A 19,011-nucleotide genomic window follows, 5' to 3' on the forward strand; every position below is an offset into this window, starting at 1 on the left:
TCAGGACTTGGGTCATGGTTCTATCATAACTTCCGCATTCCTCCCGACACTGACCCTACGGGTACAGTGCGGGGCTCCTGCGATTTCTAGCTGACCCCTATCCCGGCAAGACTTGTTGCTGCCAGAGGGCCTCCAGTTGCACCGTGTATTCGGAGTTCACGATGGGCACTGCCCCAGCAATGGCCTCTTGAATGGGGATCCCGGCAGCAGCCTCCAGCTGGGCAAAAGCTGTTTGGTAGTCGGCAGACAACCGGCTGACATCAATGAGCGGCAGATCCCCCCAGACCTCCGGCTTGAACTTTTCCAGCTGCCCCTCCGGGCTGGCCAAGACCTCTGCCAGGACCATTGCCCCCCAAGGATTGGCCGCATTAATGGGAATGGCTGTAAACGAGGGATCGATCAAGCTGGTGCCCGGGATCCCATAGGGGGTGGTGCTGGGGGGAAATTGGCCGTTGCCCTTGCGTAAGATCACCTGATCGATAAAGGTGGGGATGAGCCACACTTCGCCGTTGGCAAAAAGCTCCGCCAGGCGGGCAAAGGTGGGCGGGTAGGTTTGGCCCTGTCTCCACAGGAAGGGATCCAGCTTTCTCAGGTATTCCACCAGGGCAGGGGATTGTCGCGACCAGAGATCGGCATCGAAGTCCGGCCCGCTGTACTGGGCATAGCCCCCGGTCACACCATAGAAGGCGCTCAACAAAAAGCGGCTGCCATGAAAATCCGGCGGGGCCACGTAGGTAAATCGCCCTGGATTGGCCTCTGCCCAAGCCAACAGTTCGGCGTAGCTCTGGGGGGGATTGGGTACCCGCTCGGCATCATAGGCCATTAAAAAGTAGTTGCCGGTGTAGGGTGCAGAATAGCCCTCGGTGGGCAGGCCAAAATCCGTTGCAATATCGGCGGGATCGTAGAAGGGCAAGCTGGGCAATTTCTCAGCAAAAGGGCCGAAGAGCAAATTCCCCTGCTTGAGGGTGCGGAAGTTGTTGCCGTTGATCCAGATGAGATCGATGCTGCCGCCGCTGAGCAGCCCGGCCTGTACCTCCCCAATCACTTTGTTGACTGCTTCAACGGTATCCGTGAGCGGGATCCGGTTCAAGCGAATGCCATAACGCTCCTGCAACTGGCTTTTCACCCAGCCATCCACGAAGCCGTTGATGGCCTCGCTGCCGCTCCACATGGCCCAGTTGACAGAGCTGCCCCGCGCCCGCTCCAGAATATCCGCCCAGCTCAAGGATCCCAGATCCACCATGTTCTGGGGGGCATTCTGGGCCAACGGAGAGCCTTGACCCAACACCCAAGCCCCCAGGGATCCCAGGCCGGCCAACACCTGCCGCCGCTTCCAGATAACGCTTTTGGGTTGCATAGCCTTGCCACCATCCCCATCCAACTTTCAGGTTCCAGATTCAACTTAAACTCTCCCCTCCTCCTTTGGGAAAAGGGCCGGGGGTGAGGGATCCCCGCCAATCTCCACAGGCCACAGAGCCTCTGTCGGCAAGTGGATCCACACCGTCTGCCCCGGCGCAAACACTTGGTGGGGAGCCACCCAAGCCTGCAGACTGCCCCAAGGGGTTTGTAAGGTCAGCCGTCGCTGGGTGCCCGCAAAGCGTTCCGCCATCACCTGGGCCAAGAAAACATTGTCGGCCAAGCCGGGCGGCTGGGGAAGCACCTGCACCTGTTCCGGACGCACCGTCAGCCGCACCTGACCTTGAAGTGGCACGGCGCTTTTCAAGCGGATCCCGTTGTTGAGGCGAAGTTGGTGACCCTCCGCCTGCGCATCGAAAAAATTGACCCCGCCAAAAAAGCGGGCAATGCGCTCGGAGCGCGGCTGCTGATAGAACTCCACAGGGGATCCCACCTGGTGTAGCTGCCCCTCAAACATCAGGCCGATGCGTTGGGCCATGGCTGTGGCTTCTGCTTGATCGTGGGTAACCAGCACCGTCGTCACCCCTGTTTCCGCCTGCAGCTCCAGGATGAGGGCCTGCATCTCTTGGCGCAGGTTGGCATCCAGGGCCGATAAAGGTTCATCCAACAGCAGCACCTTGGGCCGAATCACCAAAGCCCGCGCCAGGGCCACCCGCTGCGCTTGTCCGCCAGAGAGCTGGCTGGGCCGACGCTGAGCAAAGCCGGCCAATTGCACCCGCTCCAACATGCCCAAGGCGGCAGCCTCCCGCTCTGCCCGGGGAATACCCCGCATTTTCAGGCCAAAAGCGACATTCTCCCCCACGCTCAGGTGGGGAAACAGGCGGCTGTGTTGGGACAGCAAAGTCACGCCGCGCCGTTCCGGCGGCAGAGGGTTGAGGGGGGTCCCATCCAGCCAGATTTCCCCCGGATAGGGCAAGGGATCCGGCTCCAGCAGGCCGGCGATGAGATTGAGGGTGGTGGACTTGCCGCAGCCCGACGGCCCCAGCAGGGCGAAGATCTCCCCTGCCTCCACGCTCAAAGACAAATCCCTGAGGACAGGGATCCCTCCCTTGTGGAAGCGCTTGCTGAGGTGGCGGAGAACAAGGTGGCCCATGCTTGGGTTACCGATCAAACGCTTAATAGAGCTCTCAAACCCTCCCAAAACTAGAACAGAAAGTATCGTTGTGCCATGGGCAGCACCTCTGCCGGCTCGCAGGTGAGCAGCTCTCCATCGGCCCGCACTTCATAGGTCTCCGGGTTCACCTCAATGTGAGGAGTGGCGGTGTTAAGTTTCAAATCCGCTTTGCCGATCTCGCGGCAATTTTTCACCGCTACGGCCCGGCGCTGGATCCCCAATTTCTCAGGGATCCCCAGGTCTAGGGCAGCCTGGGAGACAAAGAGGAGGCTGGTCTCGGTCAAGGCGCGGCCAAAGCTGCCGAACATGGGGCGAGGGTACACCGGCTGCGGGGTCGGAATGGAAGCATTGGGATCCCCCATTTGGGCGTAGGCAATCAGGCCCCCCTTCAGGACAATTTCCGGCTTAACCCCAAAAAAGGCCGGCTTCCACAGACACAGATCCGCCAGTTTTCCCACCTCCACCGACCCGATGACGTGGCTGAGTCCTTGGGCGATGGCGGGGCAGATGGTGTACTTAGCCACGTAACGCTTGGCCCGGAAGTTGTCGTTGCGGCTGCTGTCCTGCGGCAGAGGCCCCCGCTGCACCTTCATCTTGTGAGCCGTCTGCCAAGTGCGGATGATCACCTCCCCCACCCGGCCCATGGCCTGGGAGTCGGAAGAGATGATGCTGAACACCCCCATGTCATGCAAGATGTCTTCGGCGGCAATGGTTTGGGGGCGAATGCGGCTTTCGGCAAAAGCAATATCCTCCGGCACATTCTTGCTCAGGTGGTGACACACCATCAGCATGTCCAGATGCTCTTCGATGGTGTTGCGGGTAAAGGGGCGGGTGGGATTGGTGGAGCTGGGCAGCACGTTGGGCTCGGAGGCAATGCGAATGATATCGGGGGCATGCCCACCCCCGGCCCCTTCGGTGTGGAAGGTGTGAATGGTGCGGCCATTGATGGCGGCGATGGTATCTTCCACAAAAGCCGATTCATTTAAAGTATCGGTGTGGATGAGGGTTTGGACGTCGTACTCATCCGAGACTTGCAAACAGCTGTCGATCACCGCCGGCGTGGATCCCCAATCTTCATGGATCTTGAGGCCGCAGGCCCCCGCTTCCACCTGTTCCCGCAAAGCTGCGGGAAAAGCCGCGTTTCCCTTGCCAAAGAAGCCCAAATTGACGGGGAACCCCTCCGCCGCCTGCAACATCTTGCCCAAGTTCCAAGCTCCAGGGGTGCAGGTGGTGGCGTTGCTGCCTGTGGCCGGCCCAGTTCCGCCCCCCAAAAGGGTGGTCACTCCCGAGGCGATGGCAAACTCGCACAGCTGCGGACAGATGAAATGCACATGGGCATCGATCCCGCCCGCTGTCAGGATCAGGTTTTCCCCGGCAATCACCTCGGTGCTGGGGCCAACCACCATGCCCGGCGTCACCCCCGCTTGGATGTTGGGGTTGCCGGCTTTGCCAATGCCGACAATGTAGCCATCGCGAATGCCCACATCCGCCTTGACAATGCCCCACCAGTCCAGGATCAGGGCGTTGGTGATCACCAGATCCAAGGCCCCGTTGGCGCGGGTGGCCGTCGGCGATTGCCCCATGCCATCGCGGATGGTTTTGCCGCCCCCAAACTTAATCTCCTCGCCGTAGGTGGTGAAATCCTCCTCCACCTCGATGATCAGTTCGGTATCCGCCAGGCGCACCCGATCCCCTACGGTGGGGCCGTAGTTGCTGACGTATTGGCGACGGGGAATCTCTAGGGTCATAGGGTGGTATCTGCAAAAGGGCTGCCAGGGTTTTACCACACATCCCCACCCAGGGGATCCCTTGCTGTCTATTGTTCAGTTCCAACCCTTCCTGAGAACGGATTGGGTTGGCTGAAAATTCGTTACATATATTTACATCTATGATCGAAAAAACAATTGCCAATCGACTCCAGCCTCGATGGGACAAGGGATCCCTCGTTTAATTATTGTGAAGCAACTGAGGGCTCACAAACCCTGACCTATAATGCCAGGTAAGTCCTGCCCTGAGGGAATCTTCTGCCAAGGGGTGGGGATGCTTCGTTCCTTGTCGCAAGAGAGGAGTTCTTGATGACAACTACGCCAAAGGAGCGAGAGCCGAAGGTCAAGGTGTCGGTTGATGTGGATCCGGTTCCCACCTCATTTGAGAAATGGGCTAAGCCGGGCCACTTCGATCGCAGCCTATCCCGTGGCCCCAAGACCACGACCTGGATCTGGAACCTCCATGCTCTTGCTCATGACTTCGACAGTCACACCAGCGACTTAGAAGACGTCTCTCGTAAGATCTTTTCCGCTCACTTCGGCCACTTGGCGGTGGTTTTCGTCTGGCTGAGCGGCATGTACTACCACGGAGCTCAGTTCTCCAACTATTCTGCTTGGCTGGCGGATCCGATCAACGTCAAGCCCAGCGCCCAAGTGGTCTGGCCCATCTTCGGCCAAGAGATCCTGAATGGGGATGTGGGCGGCGGCTTCGAAGGGATCCGCATTACTTCTGGTCTATTTCACCTCTGGCGAGCTGCCGGCATCACCAATGAGTTTCAACTCCTCTGCACCGCCATCGGTGGCTTGGTGATGGCCGGGTTGTGCCTGTTCGCCGGCTGGTTCCACTACCACAAGCGGGCTCCCAAGCTGGAGTGGTTCCAAAATGTGGAATCGATGCTCAACCACCACCTAGCGGGCCTGCTGGGGCTGGGTTCTTTGGCCTGGGCCGGTCACCAAATCCACGTGGCCATTCCCATCAACAAGATGTTGGATGCGGGCGTGCCGGCGGATCAGGTGCCCTTGCCCCACGAGTTCATCCTCAACCCGGCCCTGATGAAGGAGATGTTCCCCAGCGTGGATTGGGGCATCTTCAGCGGGGTGGTGCCCTTCTTTACCTTGGATTGGGGCAAGTACGCGGAGTTTCTCACCTTCAAGGGTGGCCTGGATCCGCAGAACGGTGCCCTCTGGCTGACCGACCAAGCCCACCACCACTTGGCCATTGCCGTGCTCTTCATCGTGGCCGGCCACATGTACCGCACCAACTGGGGCATTGGCCACTCCATTAAAGAGATCCTGGAAGCCCACAAAGGCCCCTTCACCGGCGAAGGCCACAAGGGCCTCTACGAAGTGCTCACCACCTCTTGGCATGCCCAGCTGGCCATCAACCTGGCCATGGTGGGATCCCTGAGCATCATCGTGGCCCAGCACATGTACGCCATGAACCCCTACCCCTACATGGGCATCGACTACGCCACCCAGATCTCCCTGTTTACCCACCACATGTGGATAGGCGGCTTCTTCGTGGTGGGGGGTGCTGCCCACGGGGCCATTTACATGGTGCGCGACTACGACCCGGCGGTGAACCGCAACAACGTCTTGGATCGGGTATTGCGCCACCGCGACGCCATCATCAGCCACCTCAACTGGGTGTGTCTGTTCTTGGGCTTCCACGCCTTTGGCTTCTACGTCCACAACGACACGATGCAAGCCCTGGGCCGTCCGCAGGACATGTTCTCGGACACCGGCATCCAACTGCAGCCCATCTTCGCCCAGTGGATTCAGTCGCTGCACACTTCGGCCATTGCCAGCACAGCTCCCTATGTGGGCGCGTCGGTTAGCCCCATCTTCGGCGGCGACGTGGTGGCCGTGGGCGGCAAGGTCTCCATGATGCCGATGGTGCTGGGCACGGCGGACTTCATGGTGCACCACATTCACGCCATGACCATCCACATCACGGTGCTGATCCTGCTCAAAGGGGTGCTGTTTGCCCGCTCTTCCCGGTTGATCCCGGACAAAGGCAAGCTGGGCTTCCGCTTCCCCTGCGATGGTCCGGGCCGCGGCGGCACCTGCCAAGTCTCCGGCTGGGATCACGTGTTCCTGGGGCTGTTCTGGATGTACAACTGCATTTCCATCGTGATCTTCCACTTCAGTTGGAAGATGCAGAGCGACATCTGGGGCACCGTCAACGCCGATGGCACGATTGAGCACATCACCGGCGGCAACTTTGCGGCCAGCGCCGTCAACATCAACGGCTGGTTGCGGGACTTCCTGTGGGCGCAATCGGTGCAGGTGATCAACTCCTACGGCTCGGCGCTGTCGGCCTATGGGCTGCTCTTCTTGGGCGCTCACTTTGTCTGGGCCTTCAGCCTGATGTTCCTGTTCAGCGGTCGCGGCTACTGGCAGGAGCTGATTGAGTCGATCGTTTGGGCCCACAACAAGCTAAAAGTCGCTCCGGCCATTCAACCCCGCGCTCTGAGCATCATTCAGGGTCGGGCGGTCGGTGTGGCCCACTACCTGTTGGGAGGGATCGTCACCACCTGGGCGTTCTTCCTGGCACGGTTCGGCGCACTCGGCTAAGGCAAGGAGGAAGAGAGAATCATGACAACTGCAACTCGTTTTCCCCAATTCAGCCAAGACCTGGCCAGCGATCCCACCACGCGTCGGCTGTGGTATGGCATTGCCACCGCCCACGACTTCGAGACCCACGATGGCATGACGGAGGAGCGGCTTTACCAAAAGCTGTTCGCCACCCACTTTGGCCATCTGGCAATCATCTTCCTGTGGGCCTCCGGCAACGTCTTCCACATTGCCTGGCAAGGCAACTATGAGCAATGGGTAGCCAACCCCACGGGTGTCACCCCCATCGCCCACGCCATCTGGGATCCCCACTTTGGCAAGGCAGCGGTGGAAGCCTTTACCCAACCGGGGGGCGGCGGCCCCGTCAACGCGGCCTACTCTGGCCTGTACTATTGGTTCAACACCATTGGCCTGCGCACCAACGGCGATCTCTACGCCGGTGCCATCGGCCTGTTGTTGTTGGCGGCGGTGTTTCTGTTTGCCGGCTGGCTGCACCTACAGCCCCGTTTTCGCCCCAGCCTGAGCTGGTTCAAGAACGCTGAAGCCCGTCTCAACCACCACCTGGCTGGCCTGTTCGGCGTCAGCTCCCTGGCTTGGACTGGCCACCTGGTGCATGTCGCCATCCCCGAGTCCCGCGGGCAGCACGTGGGTTGGGACAACTTCCTCACCACGCTGCCTCACCCGGCGGGCCTGAAGCCCTTCTTCACCCTCAACTGGGGGGTGTATGCCCAGAACCCGGACACGGCCAACCACGTCTGGGGCACCGCAGAAGGGGCGGGCACGGCCATCCTCACCTTCTTGGGTGGCTTTAACCCCAACACGCAGTCTCTGTGGCTGACGGACATGGCCCACCACCACCTGGCCATCGCGGTGATCTTCATCGTGGCCGGCCACATGTACCGCACCAACTGGGGCATTGGCCACTCTATGCGGGAGATCATGGCGGCTCACAACCCACCCAAGGGCACGCCGTTCGGGGGCTTGTTGGGCCGTGGACATGAGGGCATCTACGACACCTACAACGAGTCTCTACACTTCCAGTTGGGCTGGCACCTGGCCTGCTTGGGAGTGGTGACCTCGCTGGTGGCGCAGCACATGTACTCCCTCAACCCCTACGTGTTCATGTCCATGGATCACACCACGGAGGCGGCTCTCTACACCCATCACCAGTACATTGCTGGGTTCTTGATGGTGGGGGCCTTTGCCCATGGAGCCATTTTCCTGGTGCGGGATTACAATCCCGAAGCCAACAAGGACAACGTGCTGGCTCGGGTGCTGGATCACAAAGAGGCGATCATCTCCCACCTGAGCTGGGTGTCGCTCTTCTTGGGCTTCCACACCTTGGGGCTGTACGTCCATAACGATGTGATGCAGGCCTTCGGCACGCCGGAGAAGCAGATTCTGATCGAGCCGTTGTTTGCCCAGTTCATCCAGGCCTCCCACGGCAAGATGCTCTACGGCATGAACGTGCTGCTGTCGGATCCCAACAGCATCGCCTCTACGGCATGGCCCAACTACGGCAACGTGTGGCTGCCGGGCTGGCTGCAAGCCATCAACGACCCCAATGGGTTCCTCTTCCTGCCCGTTGGCCCTGGCGACTTCCTGGTGCACCATGCCATTGCCCTGGGCCTGCACACCACCACCTTGATCCTGGTGAAAGGTGCGTTGGATGCTCGCGGCTCTAAGCTGATGCCGGATAAAAAAGACTTCGGCTACAGCTTCCCCTGCGATGGCCCGGGTCGGGGCGGCACCTGCGACATCTCCGCCTGGGATGCCTTCTACCTGGCCATGTTCTGGATGCTGAACACCATCGGCTGGGTCACCTTCTACTGGCACTGGAAGCACCTGGGGATCTGGAGCGGCAACACTGCCCAGTTCAACGAGAACTCCACCTACCTGATGGGCTGGCTGCGGGATTACCTCTGGGCCAACTCCGCCCAGTTGATCAACGGCTACAACCCCTACGGGATGAATAACCTGGCGGTTTGGGCCTGGATGTTCCTGTTCGGCCACCTGGTGTGGGCAACTGGGTTCATGTTCTTGATCTCCTGGCGCGGCTACTGGCAAGAGCTGATCGAGACCTTGGTGTGGGCGCATGAGCGCACTCCCTTGGCCAAGCTGATCCGCTGGAAAGACAAGCCGGTGGCCATGTCGATTGTCCAAGGTCGTCTGGTGGGTCTGGCTCACTTCACGGTGGGTTACGTGTTGACCTACGCGGCCTTTGTTATCGCCTCGACAGCCTCTCAGTCGGGGTAGCAAGCCCATAACCTGCTGAATAGGGATCCCTCGGCTGGTCCAGGGATCCCTTTTTTGTGAGTTGGTAGAGTGGTGATATGAAGTTTAGGGTCTGATGAGTTTGGTCGATGACTCTAGCCGCCCGATTGGATCCCTATATCAGGCGATATACCTTTGAGGAGTTTCATCGGCTGATTGAGTCTGGACAGATTGAAGAGCCCAATCAGTTGGAGCTGATTGACGGGCTCCTGGTTCAAAAGATGACGAAAGGGGAGAGGCACGCCGCCTACTGTAGCCGCCTGTACCGACTGTTGGTGGGCCTTGTGCAGGAGCAAGCTATTGTGCGCACCCAGGATCCGGTGCAACTGCCCCCCAATCACGAGCCGGAGCCCGACTTTGCCATTGTGCGCTTTCAGCAGGATGAGTACCGCTCTCGGCATCCTCAGCCCGAAGACATCTATCTCATCATCGAAGTGGCTGATTCTTCCCTTACCTATGATCGGGAAGTCAAACTCGGACTCTACGCCAAAGCCGGGATCCCCAACTACTGGATCTTGAACTTGCAAGAGAACTGCCTAGAGGCTTACAGCTTGCCAATAGAGTCGGGAGTTTACCAGAAAAGAGAGGCTTACACCCCCGAGGAGAAAGTTGGGATCCCAGGGATCCTGGCTGGAGAGTTGAGTCTGGATCAGGTTTTTTCCATCGGTTAAGGCAGGGATCCCTTGCCGGCAGATCGAATCTTGGCTGGCAGGAGTATTGTGGGTGGAGAAGCGTTTGCAGAAGGATTGTTGATGAGCTACGACGCGGTGGTGATTGGGGCCGGCCACAACGGGCTGGTGAGCGCTTGCTATTTGGCCAAGGCCGGGCAAAAAGTGCTGGTGCTGGAGCGCTATCACACCGTTGGTGGTGCTGCCATTACGGAAGAAATTCACCCGGGCTTTCGCGTGTCGGTGGCTTCCTACTCCTGTAGTTTGCTGCGACCGGAGATCATCCGCGATTTGCGCCTGCCGGACTATGGCTTTGAGGTCTATGCCAAGCAACCTTCCTATTTCATGCCCTTCCCGGATGGGCAGCACCTCTTCCTGTATGCCGATAACCGCGCCAAGAGCAAAGCGGAAATTGCCAAGTTTTCCCGCAAAGATGCGGAAGCCTACGACCGCTGGGAGGAGTTTTGGGATCGGGTGAACGAGGTGGTGGAGCCAACCTTAATGCAGCCGCCGATTTCACTGGGCCAACTGGCGGATCGCTTTGCAGCTGCTGGCTATGAAGACGATTTCCGCCGCATCATGCTCCTCTCGACCACTGATCTCCTGGATGAGTTCTTCGAGTCGGAGCAGGTCAAGGCGGCGATGGCTCCCCAATCTTTGATCGGCACCTCAGCCGGGCCGATGACTCCAGGTACGCCCTACATTTGGCTAATCCATGCGGTGGGTCGGGCCATTGGCTCACGTGGGGTCTGGGGCTATGTGCGCGGTGGGATGGGATCCATTACCCAAGCGATGGCCAAGGCAGCTCTGGACTTAGGGGTGGAGATCCGCACGTCTGCTCCAGTGGCGGAGATCTTGATGGAGAGTGGGCAGGCCGCTGGGGTTATCCTCGAATCGGGGGAAACCGTGCGGGCGCGGGCGGTTCTCTCCAATGCCCATCCCCAAATCACCTTTTTGCGACTCTGCTCCTCTTTGCCCCCAGACTTGCGCGACCGACTAGAACGGCACTACCGCACCTCAGGCCCGGTGTACAAGCTCAATTTGGCCTTGGAAGAATTGCCTCGCTACACAGCAGCCCCTGCTGAAGTGCCCCCAGAAGTTGTCAGCTCTGCCACAGTGGATATTGCCCCCTCGGTGGCCTATCTGGAGCGGGCTTGGGATGACTGCAAGTACGGGATCCCTTCCCGGGATCCGTTTATCGAGATCTACAGCCAATCCCCCACCGACCCGACGATGGCTCCCCCAGGCAAGCACATTCTCTCCTGCTTCTGCCAGTTTGTGCCTTACCAACCCAAAGGGCGAGACTGGAACGATGGCCTACGGGAGGAATTTGCCGATCGGGTAATCGACAAAATTGCCCAATTTGCCCCCAACATTAAAAACGCCGTGATCGCACGGCAGATGTTGTCGCCCGTGGATCTGGAGGCCCGCTTCGGCCTTGTGGGGGGCAGCATTTTTCACGGGGAAATGACGCCGGATCAAAGCTACAACCTGCGGCCCATCTCCGGCCTGGCCGACTATCGATCCCCCATTCCCGGCCTTTACCTCTGCGGCTCAGGGGCGCACCCAGGAGGCGGAGTGACCGGGATCCCTGGCCACAACTGCGCACAGGTGGTGCTCAGCGATCTACCCAAGCTCTGACCGACGAAAAGGCCAAGCCAGAGCGGATCCCTGCTCTGGGATCAAACGGGTTGCCTGGGTTACAGCCGCACCTCAGTTCCCTCAAAGAACCCACGGATGATCAAAATGGCCCCTTCTCTAGCTTCAAGGTTGTTAGTAGGGAACTCCTGTTCTATGAACCACTGGCCGGAAATGCGCTCAGCAGAGGTCGTTGAATCGAAGACAAGGTTCAGATTTCCTCTTTGTGTTCCCCCACCAATATCAAGCCGGTTAAACGGCCCTGATAACTGTGCTCCGGCCAAGGTGCGGAAGACGAAATCCCCCGTTGCAGGCACGATGCCCTGCAAAACAACTGGAGTACCCCCGCCTTCTTCCCTTTCAGTTCGTAATGAGAAAAAGTAGTCAAAGGCTGTTGGAGCACCCGGTCCAGGAGTAGGGACAGGTAACTGAGGAATTGGGGTGGGGAAAGGTCGCGGTGGAGGGCTGACCTGCACAAAGTTGAGAACTGTGCTGGTGTTGGCCGGATCAAACTCCGCTTGAACACGACCGTTCAACAGGCGGCGGATGCGAACCAACTGATTGGGCAAGATGTTCAGTCGAGTCGGATCCGGAGCAAACAGCACCGACTGCGTACCCACCTGGGCAGGACGATAGACAATCTCCGCCTGGTTGGGACGGAAGTTCAGGCGTGCAAACAGGGCCAAGGCATCCTCAGGAGTGCCATCGCCCGCAACCCCCCGCTGCCGCACCACAAAGCTGGCGGAGAAACTACCTGTCTGGAGAATGGCAGATACTCCTTCTGTTGGGTTCACGAAGCTTCCTGCTGGCGGGTTGCCACCTGGGCCAGGATCTTCATAGAGTACCCCCGTGGTGCGGACAATGAGAGAAGAATCTCCCTCTAGGACAACTTGGTTGCCATTCCTATTCACCAAGATTCGGCGCACGGTGAGAGTCAAGACAGTACCTTCCCTGGCGGCTCTAAAGGTTGTGTTCACTCGAATGCGCTGATCATTAGGGTTTGTCGAAATTGCAACCAGCCCGGCGATACTAAATTGCGTAGATAGTCTGCCGTCGTTGGGTCCAAAGGCAGTGATATTCACCAGCGGTGTGGTTCGCCCAATTTGGATGGCCAGGGTGCTGGAGCGAAGGGTGGAGTCAATCGTCAAGTCACTGGCTGGGATCTCGTTCACAGGCAAGATGCGGGCTTCAACATTGGCGATGCGAGCTTCACCGCTGCCTTGGAGGGGGTTGGTGCGCACAGGGATCCCGTTGTCAAACCTCGGATTGACATAGTCCAGCCGCAGGCTGGTGGTCTCCAGCACCGAGCCGGGGGTAAAGCGATACTCCTGGGCCGAGACAAAGGCAGCCGGATCCACCTGGACGGGCCCAGGCAAGGTCGGAGACTCATTAACTTCTCCGCAGCCGCCTAGCAGCAAGACTCCACACAAAACCGCCAACGAGCGACCTTTGAAGTTCATACGGCACTTCCTCACACACCTTAAATCTGGGCAAATCCACACACAAAATGGGGAGAAGGCACTCAACCCCTAACGCTACAGGTAAGCTGGCCGCCCCTGCTCGAGGCTATGATACCCCATATCTAGGGGATGGGCCATTTCCAGAACAATTTCTTGCATTTGCTCTGCCGCTCGCTTGACAACGCTCTAGGATGCAGTAGAACTAACAGCAGGCATCCCCCTTGAAATTGTGCAGATGCATAAGACTTGAGCAAGCTCGGTGGATCCCCGCTGGACGCTGCCTAAGACATTTGATGTGGTGTGAGTGAGTGGAGATTTTTCGATGAGACGACGTTTTGGCTCAGCCCTTGGCCGTGGCGGCCTCTCTCTTTGGGCAACCTATGCTTCGGTTGCGCTAATTACCGGCTGCAGTAGCGAGACCACCAGCGGGGTGCCGCCTCTACTGGCTTCTAGCGGTGCCACGCCTCCTCCTGTGGCCGTTGCCCCCACGATTGCCCCCAATCTCACGCCCATCACCTTTCGCCCAGGGCCGGACTTTGCCCCCATCACCCCACCGCCGGTTCAACCCGACCTACCGGATCCGCCTAGCTTGGCAAACCCTTTTCAGATCGGCCTAGTGGGATCCGCCTTTGTAACTATCACCTTGAGCGGCTTATCTGCTCCAGGAGTGATCAGGAGCGTAGAGGTTCAGTTTTTCAACATCAGTCGCGGCACGGATATTACCAGCATCTTTTTGCCGACGGCAATTGAGCAGTTTAGAAATACGCTGATAGGCAGAGGCAATAGCTACGACGACCGAAACGGGATCAACCTCGGCTTCACCTTCCCGGCGGATCCAGCCGCCTACAACACCAACGTTGCTGCGGGAGAAACGGTTTTGGTAATCGTGGTCATTCGAGATTCATTTGGTCAAGCTCTGAGGCTGGAAGCGAGCGACCAAGCCCCCTAAGCTAGAGCTGAGTAAGGCTGTTTGGGTTTGTGCCACGAGAGAGTTGAATGGCAGGAGGATGAGGGAATGAAAACGGGAAAAGTAGCTGGGGTTTTGGCTTGCTTGTGCTTGGGCTTGCTAACAGCTTGTCAACAAACTAAAGAGGGGAATCCAATCAGCTCCCTTCCGGGGCCGATTATCGGCGTGCAAAACCCAAACACAGAACCCGGAGGAACGGGGGTAGGGCTGCCATCCACTCCTCCGATTGGATCTGTTCCCCCAGGTCAACCCAGCCCTCTTGTGCCCCCTCCTGTGTCGGCGCCGACGATCCCGCCCCTGCCCACTCCCAATCCCTCTCCTAGCATTATTGGCTTGCCCCCAGGCCCCTTGGCTGCTCCAACCTTCACTAAGGAGTTTGTTCCTAACTCGACTACAAACGGCAACGTCGTAACTGTTGTCTTCACAATTACGAACACTGCAACTGTTCCCATAACCGGCCTCAGTTTCATCGACATTTTGCCCAGCACTCCGGCTTCAGGGTTACAAATTACGAATCCAGCAGTTACCTCAAACACCTGCGATGGTACGCTTACGGCACCTGACGGTGGGGTCGCGATTTCTCTCGCGGGCGGAAGCCTAGCCGCAGGCGCCTCCTGCGTGGTTTCTGTATCGGTCCAGCAAGCTCTGCCCCTGCCTCCACCACCACCACTACCAGTGATGTACACCAACCCACCAGTTACTCTCTCTAGCAATGGCGCGCCGCCAGTTCAATCCAATCCCAATCCAGCATCTGTGACTTTCAACTGAGCCCCCTGCAAAATCCTGGCTATTGATTGGCCGATGTCTGAACAGGGTAGTCGAACTTTTCCGGGGAATTCAAAATCTGTGGGATCTTGTGCTAGCTGAAGGATTCCGGCTGAATTTTGAGTCAAGCGATCCAGCTTTGCCAAAGAAGCCGTACTTTGTCCGACTTTGCAAGATTTTGTGAACAAGTGGGATCCTTGCCCTGCAAGGGATCTGCATCAACCTCAATCAACCTGGCCGATCAAGCCGGCTGCCCAATCCAGCAGGCGATTCACTTCTTCCGGGGTTTTGGCTTCCGAGTACAGCCGCAGCAAAGGCTCGGTGCCGCTGCCGCGAATCATCACCCAACTGCCGTCGGCGAGGGTGAATTTGTGGCCATCTTTGTCGAAATGTTTGATCACCTTCTGCCCCAAAATCTCAGCCGGGGGATCCATCTGTAGCCGTTTGAATAACTCAGTTTGTTGATTTTGATCGGCGAGGTGGAGATCGCGGCGCAGGTAAACAGAGGTGAACCCTTCCCGTTCCTGCAAAGCCCGGTAGATGGTGCTGAGATCTTGGCCGGTTTCCGTAACCGCTTCGATGAGATACAGGGCCGAAAGCAGGGCATCCCGCTCGGGAATGTGGCCCAAGTAGCCGATGCCGCCCGATTCCTCTCCACCCAAGAGCACCTCTGTGCTCATCATGCGCTCGGCGATGTACTTAAAGCCCACCGGCATTTCCGTAACCGGTAGGCCATAGTGCTGTGCAACTTTAACAAACAGTTCGGAGCCGCTGATGGTTTTGACAATCTCGCCCCGCAAGCCGCGTCGCCCGGCCAGGTGGTCGATCAAGATGGGGATCAGGATCTGCGGGCTGAGGAAATGGCCTTGCCCATCGAGAGCCGCAATGCGGTCGGCATCCCCATCAAAGACCAGGCCCATTTTCAAGGGGGCGGGATCCGCCGCGATGATCTGAGCAGAAGCCTGCAGGTTTTGGGGCAAGGGCTCGGGGGGAAATCCCCCAAACAAGGGATCCCGATGCGCCTGCAACTCAATGACCTTCTCCCCCAAGAGGCGCTTGAGGCCGCCAGCGCCAGAGCCAAACATGACATCCACCCAAATCTTGGCCGGGGATCCCTTGAGCTTTTCCAGATCCACAAAGCGGCTGAGCTGAGCCAGGTAGCCGGGCCAGGGATCCCAGGTGTGGATGGGGGCCTTGTGGGATCCAAGAGGCTGGAGGCTTTGCAGCTCCTGCTCGATGGCGGCGGTAACTTCCGGCGGCACGGAGCCACCAAATCCTCCCTTGACCTTGAGGCCGGAATAGTGGGGGGGGTTGTGGCTGGCGGTGATCACCAAAGCGCCGTGACAGCCTCGCTCCTTGGCACCCCAGCTAAAGGCCGGCGTTGGGGCCACACAGGTGGAGAGGTAAACTGGGATCCCCAGGCGGGCCACCACCTCAGCAGTGTGGGCGGCAAAGCGTTCCGAGAGAAAGCGGTTGTCGTAGCCAATCAGGATCCCTTCGCCGGGGTAGGTGCGGGCCAACACTTGGGCGCTGGCCTGGGCTGCAACGGTCAAGTTTTGGAAAGTAAAGCCATCGGCAATCACGGCTCGCCAGCCGTCGGTGCCAAAACGGATCGGGGTATCGGCCATAGTGGTGTTGCGGTGGGTGCTGCCGCTTCAAGTCATAGCACGAGGCGGGAGTTGCGGGGTTCGGTCTGCTCTCAACTTCTTCGCTTCTTCTCTATCTCTATTGAGATGGGATGTGAGATGGGATGAGATGGGATCCCACCTCGCAAGAACCAGAGAAACGGCTACAGTAACCTGGAAAGCGTTCCGCTCCTTTGTGCCATGACTCAGCAACTGACTCTCGACGGACTGGGATCCGAATCGAACGGGGGGCCGCGTCAAGGGCGGGTGATTGTAACCGATTTGCAGGGGGAGATGCAGCGCTCCTACCTGGAATACGCCATGAGCGTGATCGTGGGGCGGGCCTTGCCGGATGTGCGGGATGGCCTCAAGCCGGTACACCGCCGCATCCTCTACGCCATGCACGAGCTGGGCCTGACGCCGGATCGCCCCTACCGCAAATGCGCACGGGTGGTGGGGGATGTGCTGGGGAAATATCACCCCCACGGGGATCAGGCAGTTTATGACGCGCTGGTGCGCATGGTGCAAGACTTTTCCAGCCGCTATCCCCTGGTGGCGGGGCACGGCAACTTCGGCTCTGTGGATGATGACCCACCGGCGGCCATGCGCTACACGGAGTGTCGGCTGGCGGAGCTGAGCCACACAGCGCTTCTGGAGCAGGTATCGGAAGCGATTGTCGATTTCATGCCCAATTTCGACGGATCCCAGGCGGAGCCCACCGTTCTCCCGGCCCGATTGCCCATTTTGCTGCTCAACGGCTCTGCCGGCATTGCTGTGGGCATGGCCACCAATATCCCACCCCACAACCTGGGGGAAGTGGTGGATGGCCTGTTGGCTTTGATCGACCATCCCGACCTCAGCCCTGAGGAACTGTTGCGGTGGATCCCAGGGCCGGATTTTCCCACCGGCGGCCAAATCTTAGACACCCAAGGGATCCGCGAAGCCTACCTCACCGGGCGCGGTTCCATCACCCTGCGGGGGGTAGCCCGATTTGAGGAGATCCAGCCGGGCAAAGGACGCCACCGGCGGCCTGCTCTAGTCATCAGCGAGTTTCCCTATCAGGTGAACAAAGCCGCCTGGATCGAAAAAGTGGCCGAGCTGGCCAACCAGGGCCGCATCAGCGGCATTGCCGATCTGCGCGATGAGTCGGATCGCAGCGGCATTCGCGTGGTGGTGGAGCTCAAGCGAGAGGCCAACCCACAGGCGGTTTTGCAGCAGTTGTATAAGCTCACCCCTTTGCAAAGCAACTTTGGATCCATCCTGCTGGCTTTGGTGAACGGGGAACCGCGGCAGCTGAGCCTCAAAGAGATCCTGCAGCACTTTTTGCAATTTCGCGAGGCCACCCTCAACCGGATGTTCCGTGCCGAGTTGCAGCAGGTGCAGCGCAAGGCGGAAGAGGTGGCAGGAATGTTGCTGGCGTTGGCGGATCTGGAGGGGGTGATCGAGCTGCTGCGGCAAGCGCCCGATGGCACCACGGCCAAAGCCCAATTGCAAACTCGCCTGGGCTGTACCCCCCAACAGGCAGAGACGATTTTGGCCATGCCTCTGCGTCGCCTGACGGGATTGGAGCGGGAACGGCTGCACCAGGAACACGCCCAGTTGCAGACCCGCATCGAAGAACTGCAGGGGCTACTCAGCGACCGCCGCAAGCTCTTGAACTACCTGAAAAAAGAGCTGCGACACCTGAAAAAGACCTTCGGGGATCCCCGGCGCACCCAGATCCTCTCGGCCTCGGAGCTGGAAGCGGAAGTGGCCCAAATCCCCAGCAGCGAAGAGACGGAAGAGACCCACTTCTTGCTGCAATTCACCCGCAAGGGCTATGTGCGCCGCCTGCCTCTGCCTAGCCGTCGCTCCCGCAGCAACCCGGCGCAACGGGAACTGGGGGAAGATGTGCTGGTCGGCCTGGAATGCGTCACGCTGGAGCAGGAAATCTTGGTGCTCACCGCCGGCGGCAAAGCTTTCACCCTGCCCATCGCAGGGATCCCCCTCAGCACTGGGTCCTCACGGGGGGTGCCTCTGGTTACCCTTCTCCCCAACCCCGAGCCGATGGTTGCCACCTTCACGTTGGCTCCGGATCCGGGCAAGGCAAGTTTGGTGGTGCTCAGCCGGCAGGGGCGGATCAAGCGGCTGGCCCTGGCAGAGTTGATGGGCCTTACCCAACGGGGATCCACTGTCCTAAAGCTAAAAGAGGGAGATGAGCTGGGCTGGGCAGCCCTTTGGGATCCCGGCCACCAAGGCTACAGCGTCGTCCTGGCTACTTCAGGGGGACGGGTGCTGCGGCTGGCTGCCGAAGGGATCCCTTTGATGGGTCGAGCGGCTATGGGATCGCCGGCCCTGCGTTTGGGGCGCGCCGAGCGAATAGTTGGTATGGCGCTGCTGCCCCCGCAAGGGATCCTGGTTCTGGCCAGCCGGTTGGGCCACCTGAAGGGCTTGCCCCTGAGCGAGATCCCCATCCTGGAGCGGGGTCAAGTGGGCGTGCCGGCCTTTCACTTCTCCGACCGAGGGGATGTGCTGGTGGGCTTGGTGGGTCTCCCCCCCGATTTGGAGCAGCATCCCCATCTGCAACTGGATGTGATCACAGAGTCTGAACAGGTGTACTCCTTCTCCCCTGCTGACATCCCGCTGCAAAGCCGATCCGGGGGCGGATCCCTCCTGGTCAAAGGGGAGCGGGTCAGGGAGTTGCGCCTGTTCTGGCCGCAGTGGCTGCCGGAAGGCGATGTGGGATAGCTCTTGGGGGAGCA

General features: G+C 59.2%; 12 protein-coding genes. 7 read left to right on the forward strand and 5 right to left on the reverse strand.

What is annotated here, in order from left to right:
* Positions 1–97: 97 nt before the first annotated feature.
* From ACVWXE_RS06915 to ureC, 3 genes are read right to left on the reverse strand one after another with little or no spacing between them, the layout of a single operon-like run.
* The gene (locus ACVWXE_RS06915; protein WP_457489908.1) at positions 98–1,357 is read right to left on the reverse strand and encodes an ABC transporter substrate-binding protein; all 1,260 of its coding nucleotides are present in this window, start codon (positions 1,355–1,357) and stop codon (positions 98–100) included.
* Positions 1,358–1,402: 45 nt separating this feature from the next.
* A complete protein-coding gene (locus ACVWXE_RS06920) occupies positions 1,403–2,509 on the reverse strand; it encodes an ABC transporter ATP-binding protein (RefSeq protein WP_457489909.1) in 1,107 nt (368 codons plus the stop codon).
* A 50-nt stretch (positions 2,510–2,559) separates the two neighbouring features.
* Positions 2,560–4,278 (reverse strand): urease subunit alpha, encoded by a 1,719-nt coding sequence (ureC, locus tag ACVWXE_RS06925; RefSeq protein WP_414357699.1) that lies wholly within the window; start codon positions 4,276–4,278, stop codon positions 2,560–2,562.
* Between the two features lie 327 nt (positions 4,279–4,605).
* On the opposite strand from ureC, the gene psaA reads away from it, so the two are divergent.
* The 4 genes from psaA to ACVWXE_RS06945 all read left to right on the forward strand — a co-directional run bounded on the left by psaA (position 4,606) and on the right by ACVWXE_RS06945 (position 11,456).
* Entirely contained in the window at positions 4,606–6,873 is a 2,268-nt protein-coding gene (psaA, locus tag ACVWXE_RS06930; RefSeq protein ID WP_457489910.1) for a photosystem I core protein PsaA, read from the forward strand.
* Positions 6,874–6,894: 21 nt separating this feature from the next.
* Positions 6,895–9,129, forward strand: coding sequence for a photosystem I core protein PsaB (gene psaB, locus ACVWXE_RS06935; RefSeq protein ID WP_457489911.1), 2,235 nt, complete (start codon positions 6,895–6,897; stop codon positions 9,127–9,129).
* Positions 9,130–9,236: 107 nt separating this feature from the next.
* Positions 9,237–9,818, forward strand: a complete 582-nt coding sequence (locus ACVWXE_RS06940) for a Uma2 family endonuclease (RefSeq protein WP_457489912.1) — start codon at positions 9,237–9,239, stop codon at positions 9,816–9,818.
* A 30-nt stretch (positions 9,819–9,848) separates the two neighbouring features.
* The gene (locus tag ACVWXE_RS06945; RefSeq protein ID WP_457489913.1) at positions 9,849–11,456 is read left to right on the forward strand and encodes a phytoene desaturase family protein; all 1,608 of its coding nucleotides are present in this window, start codon (positions 9,849–9,851) and stop codon (positions 11,454–11,456) included.
* Between the two features lie 59 nt (positions 11,457–11,515).
* On the opposite strand, the gene ACVWXE_RS06950 is transcribed toward ACVWXE_RS06945, so the two are convergent.
* Positions 11,516–12,913, reverse strand: a complete 1,398-nt coding sequence (locus tag ACVWXE_RS06950) for a hypothetical protein (RefSeq protein WP_457489914.1) — start codon at positions 12,911–12,913, stop codon at positions 11,516–11,518.
* A 322-nt stretch (positions 12,914–13,235) separates the two neighbouring features.
* On the opposite strand from ACVWXE_RS06950, the gene ACVWXE_RS06955 reads away from it, so the two are divergent.
* Positions 13,236–13,862 carry a hypothetical protein gene (locus tag ACVWXE_RS06955; RefSeq protein ID WP_457489915.1) on the forward strand — a complete coding sequence of 209 codons (627 nt, stop codon included), beginning with the start codon at positions 13,236–13,238 and terminating at the stop codon, positions 13,860–13,862.
* Positions 13,863–13,928: 66 nt separating this feature from the next.
* Positions 13,929–14,648: a DUF7933 domain-containing protein gene (locus ACVWXE_RS06960; protein WP_457489916.1), complete on the forward strand. Its 720-nt coding sequence runs from the start codon at positions 13,929–13,931 to the stop codon at positions 14,646–14,648.
* Between the two features lie 221 nt (positions 14,649–14,869).
* Here ACVWXE_RS06960 and ACVWXE_RS06965 read toward each other — a convergent pair whose 3' ends face one another.
* The gene (locus ACVWXE_RS06965) at positions 14,870–16,273 is read right to left on the reverse strand and encodes a phosphoglucomutase/phosphomannomutase family protein (protein WP_457489917.1); all 1,404 of its coding nucleotides are present in this window, start codon (positions 16,271–16,273) and stop codon (positions 14,870–14,872) included.
* Between the two features lie 198 nt (positions 16,274–16,471).
* Here ACVWXE_RS06965 and ACVWXE_RS06970 point away from each other — a divergent pair, with 198 nt between their 5' ends.
* Positions 16,472–18,997 (forward strand): DNA gyrase/topoisomerase IV subunit A, encoded by a 2,526-nt coding sequence (locus tag ACVWXE_RS06970; RefSeq protein WP_457489918.1) that lies wholly within the window; start codon positions 16,472–16,474, stop codon positions 18,995–18,997.
* Positions 18,998–19,011: the final 14 nt, after the last annotated feature.

The organism is Thermostichus sp. MS-CIW-41 (assembly GCF_054058915.1).

Excerpts from the sequence above, each read along its gene's own strand:
- ACVWXE_RS06915 (WP_457489908.1), bottom strand. The coding sequence starts at position 1,357 with ATGCAACCCAAAAGCGTTATCTGGAAGCGGCGGCAGGTGTTGGCCGGC.
- ACVWXE_RS06920 (WP_457489909.1), bottom strand. The coding sequence starts at position 2,509 with ATGGGCCACCTTGTTCTCCGCCACCTCAGCAAGCGCTTCCACAAGGGA.
- ureC (WP_414357699.1), bottom strand. The coding sequence starts at position 4,278 with ATGACCCTAGAGATTCCCCGTCGCCAATACGTCAGCAACTACGGCCCC.
- psaA (WP_457489910.1), top strand. The coding sequence starts at position 4,606 with ATGACAACTACGCCAAAGGAGCGAGAGCCGAAGGTCAAGGTGTCGGTT.
- psaB (WP_457489911.1), top strand. The coding sequence starts at position 6,895 with ATGACAACTGCAACTCGTTTTCCCCAATTCAGCCAAGACCTGGCCAGC.
- ACVWXE_RS06940 (WP_457489912.1), top strand. The coding sequence starts at position 9,237 with ATGACTCTAGCCGCCCGATTGGATCCCTATATCAGGCGATATACCTTT.
- ACVWXE_RS06950 (WP_457489914.1), bottom strand. The coding sequence starts at position 12,913 with ATGAACTTCAAAGGTCGCTCGTTGGCGGTTTTGTGTGGAGTCTTGCTG.
- ACVWXE_RS06955 (WP_457489915.1), top strand. The coding sequence starts at position 13,236 with ATGAGACGACGTTTTGGCTCAGCCCTTGGCCGTGGCGGCCTCTCTCTT.
- ACVWXE_RS06960 (WP_457489916.1), top strand. The coding sequence starts at position 13,929 with ATGAAAACGGGAAAAGTAGCTGGGGTTTTGGCTTGCTTGTGCTTGGGC.
- ACVWXE_RS06965 (WP_457489917.1), bottom strand. The coding sequence starts at position 16,273 with ATGGCCGATACCCCGATCCGTTTTGGCACCGACGGCTGGCGAGCCGTG.
- ACVWXE_RS06970 (WP_457489918.1), top strand. The coding sequence starts at position 16,472 with ATGACTCAGCAACTGACTCTCGACGGACTGGGATCCGAATCGAACGGG.